Origin of the sequence: Piscibacillus sp. B03, assembly GCF_052246295.1 — a bacterium.
Taxonomy (GTDB): Bacteria; Bacillota; Bacilli; order Bacillales; family Alkalibacillaceae; genus Piscibacillus.
The window spans coordinates 1-3,322 of record NZ_JBQQCO010000061.1 but is presented as its reverse complement, the minus strand read 5'-3'; the positions used below and the strand labels follow the sequence as shown (position 1 = coordinate 3,322).

At 32.8% G+C, this 3,322-nt stretch carries 3 protein-coding genes and 1 pseudogene; 1 reads left to right on the top strand and 3 read right to left on the bottom strand.

What is annotated here, in order from left to right:
• Positions 1 to 525, top strand: a pseudogene (locus tag ACTWQB_RS16900) (ThiF family adenylyltransferase); the annotation flags it as partial.
• Positions 526 to 579: 54 nt separating this feature from the next.
• Here the strand turns inward: ACTWQB_RS16900 and ACTWQB_RS16895 are convergent.
• The 3 genes from ACTWQB_RS16895 to ACTWQB_RS16885 form a co-directional block, all read right to left on the bottom strand.
• A complete protein-coding gene (locus ACTWQB_RS16895; protein WP_443140330.1) occupies positions 580 to 1,425 on the bottom strand; it encodes a hypothetical protein in 846 nt (281 codons plus the stop codon).
• A 12-nt stretch (positions 1,426 to 1,437) separates the two neighbouring features.
• On the bottom strand, positions 1,438 to 2,037 hold the full coding sequence (locus ACTWQB_RS16890) for a hypothetical protein (RefSeq protein WP_443140329.1): 600 nt from the start codon (positions 2,035 to 2,037) through the stop codon (positions 1,438 to 1,440).
• 196 nt (positions 2,038 to 2,233) lie between these two features.
• Positions 2,234 to 3,094, bottom strand: a complete 861-nt coding sequence (locus ACTWQB_RS16885) for a tyrosine-type recombinase/integrase (protein ID WP_443140328.1) — start codon at positions 3,092 to 3,094, stop codon at positions 2,234 to 2,236.
• Positions 3,095 to 3,322 lie beyond the last annotated feature (228 nt).

Sequence of the window (3,322 nt, the reverse complement as noted above, 5' to 3'; positions counted from 1 at the left end):
CCGTTTCACGACAGTTCTGTTTCACGTGAGATTCTGCCGATTTTGATAGGTTGTGTTGATAATAATTTTTCACGGCAAATCATGCACCAGTTTTTCCATCATGAACAAGTGAAGAAATTAGTCTATATTGACGCAGGGAATGAATCTGTAGTAATTCCCAAGGATTACCCTTCTCGACCTCGAAAAGATTGGTCAGAGGAAGAATTAGAGTCGTATAATGCAAGTGGTTGGAGCGGTCAAGTTGTTTGTGGTTATAAACAATTTGGACATATAAAGCTCAACCCAGTTGCAGATGTGTATCCAGACATCCTAGATGATACGGATGACATTGCTCCATCACAATTAAGTTGCGAGGAAGTTAGTTCAAGTGATCCTCAACGTTCAACAACTAATCGCTTTGCTGCAATGGCCGTTTCGAGTATGGTTGCTGATATTTTAGAAACTAAATCGATTACGAACCATAAAACAGTTTTTCATGCTCGCAAAGGATATATGAAGTCTGAACCGGCTTCACTTGAATCATAAGTAAAAGCGTCTCACGTATGAAAACGTGAGACGCTTTTTATGTTAAAGGGGGTATTACTCATTATCATTAACTTCTAAGAAGTGACTTATTCGGTTTAAACGGATCTCAACTTGTGAACCGTTGGTAATCGTATTGACATCGTGTACCACGCAGTCTAAAATCAAACTTTCATCCGCTTCACTAATCCCTTCACTTACTAGCACTTCCACTACTTGTGACTCTTTCAACCATATAATTTCACCAATGCGGTTGGTATATTTCAAACAATGCCATCCGTAAATATCATAATGTTCATAAGTCTTGTTGTAACCCTTTGTGACAATAAAATGGATAGGCGATAATTCCGCCCCCTCCATGATATTCGAATTCCCGATACTCTCTATAAAGTGTGTATCGGTTACCGATAGTTGACGTTGTTTTAGTTGATTTAAAACAGCTAAATAAAATCCAAATGAGACACTTGTTGCCGTTAATATACCCATGATAGTGTCGCCAATACCATAGTCATCTTTTAGCTCCTTGTACTCTTCTTCTAATGCTTGATTGTAAATGTTTCTTATATCGTCATCCATGATCTCCTCTAATAATTGAGCTGCCCCTTCTTGAATATGTACCGTTTCCAGGCGATTAAACGAATCGATTACACTAGGCTGTTCTTGATAAGTGTATAAAAAGATTGTGTAACCAAACATGAGTTGTCCTTCATAAATATCATTTACAAGTTGTTTAATACGAGCTTCGATGTCTAATGAAGCGGGTTCGTGTTCGTCATTAATACGCGTCATAAGATAATTAAAGACAATTTGATTGTTTCGCCGATAAGATGTGTCCTCATATTGATATTCACTAATGGCCAGTAAGGCATCATTTTCTAGTTCTTCTAATGTTTTTGTGTGCATGTTTATCAACTCCTAAGTCATATATTCTTTTCGATACGTTTGAAACAAATTACGAATCTTTTTCTTTTCTTTATTAGATAAGTAAAATGAAAATTCATTCATATCCTCAATCGAAAAATATTTAGAGGCTGTTAAAAATAAAGCTTTGCAGTCATATAACTTTAAACCATCTTTCGTTGTTTCAATTAAAATATTAATCTTTTTATAAATGTAATAAGCCAACAACCTTAAATTTTGTGTATTGTACTCGCTAGTTAGTTTTAAATGATTGTATTTTTTTTCGCCAAAGAATAGAAAAGATAACAAGATTGTGTATTCATTTATTTGAACAGAGGGAGGAAATTTTTGTTTATTGTCATCTAACCAATTCTTTAAAAAGTCCCCTTCTTCTTCAGGTAGATAAATAACGAGTTCTTGACTTTTTGGTTTCAGCAATACGTAGTCATCCAAATTCTGTTGGTTAATATAACGTTTTAATAAACGTCCTTTATTAACGTTTTGATAAGGTGCGATGACTTTATATTCATTGCTTGTATTTGTGATCATACCTGGTCCAATTAATGTTGCAATGGTTAAATCTTTTAATGGTGTTGAACGTTGTTGAGAACGCATGCGAAACTCCTTTCTAACAAAATTAAAACGCCCCGATATCAACAAATTACACACACTCTTCGAGTGTTATTTGCTAATATCGGGGCGCTCCCGTTCTACAAAGTATTTTCTTTACCAAACTAACCTTTAGTCTTATAAGCTCATAAGATATATTTAAAGTTATTTTAACACATTTTTTAAAAAATGTAATACGAAATTAAGAAGTATTAGCTAACCGTTCACGTAACGATGGTAAAGCTGTACCTAGATAATGAATGGATACACCTAGTAGAAATGCAATTTGTTCAATTGAATAGTGGTGATCCACTTTTAAATGATAGATATAGGCATTACGTGTATTAGTTAATGAGAACTCTTTAAATGGCTCAATACTTTTTATTTTTTCGCTGATAAATACAATTCCACGATGTTTAATAGGGCGATATTGTTCCGTTTCCACTAATGATAGTTTTTGAACAAAGACGTAATCGGTTGGTTTAAATAGCATGTTTTGATAATAGTCATAAAAAACTTTAGCCTCTATACCTTCGAGATGAATGGAACGATGTCGATTTCTTTTCCCTACTGTATTGATAATAATGGTATCGTCATCCATCACGTGTACATCTTGTTTCTTAAAATCTAGTTCCGAAAATGTAATACCATATAATGATAGGGCAAATAAAGCTTTATCAATAGATTTTAATTTTGCATTTTGATAAATCAATTGACGATGTTCAATTAATTCTTGATAGGTGAATGTCATTGGTTTATCTTCTTTTTCTAAGTAGCGTATTTTGGACATAGGATCAATTGGGATCATGTTATTTTCCCATAAATAATCAAAGAATTTTTTTAATACAGCTATATGTTTATTGACCGTGCTATTAGAACTGTGAGTCTTTTTAAAACGTAAATACCCCGTTATATGCTTGGCTCCAATTTCATATACTTCTAATTCACTTGGCCATTCATGATCTAAGTGCTGAAAAAATTCATTTACTAACCTCACATAATGAGCAATAGTTTGCTCACTTTTATTTTCTTTTTCAAGATAGTCAGCAAATCCAAAAGGCATAGCAGCACCTCCATTAGTTAATTATATTATAGCAAGATGATTGTTTATATTCATTTAATTCGCAGTAAATAAAGAAATCTTATATATATAATTTCTATTAAAAAATGAAAATTCCTATTACAAATCTCTGAAAGTGGCGTTGTGAATGATATAAGCGTTTTTTTTGACTAAAAAAAACAAATTAAAATAGACAATAAATACTAAGATAAAACAAACACATACACACAC

Bases quoted from the DNA above. Each gene is read 5' to 3' on its own strand.
- ACTWQB_RS16895 (WP_443140330.1), bottom strand. From the start codon at position 1,425: ATGCACACAAAAACATTAGAAGAACTAGAAAATGATGCCTTACTGGCC.
- ACTWQB_RS16890 (WP_443140329.1), bottom strand. From the start codon at position 2,037: ATGCGTTCTCAACAACGTTCAACACCATTAAAAGATTTAACCATTGCA.
- ACTWQB_RS16885 (WP_443140328.1), bottom strand. From the start codon at position 3,094: ATGCCTTTTGGATTTGCTGACTATCTTGAAAAAGAAAATAAAAGTGAG.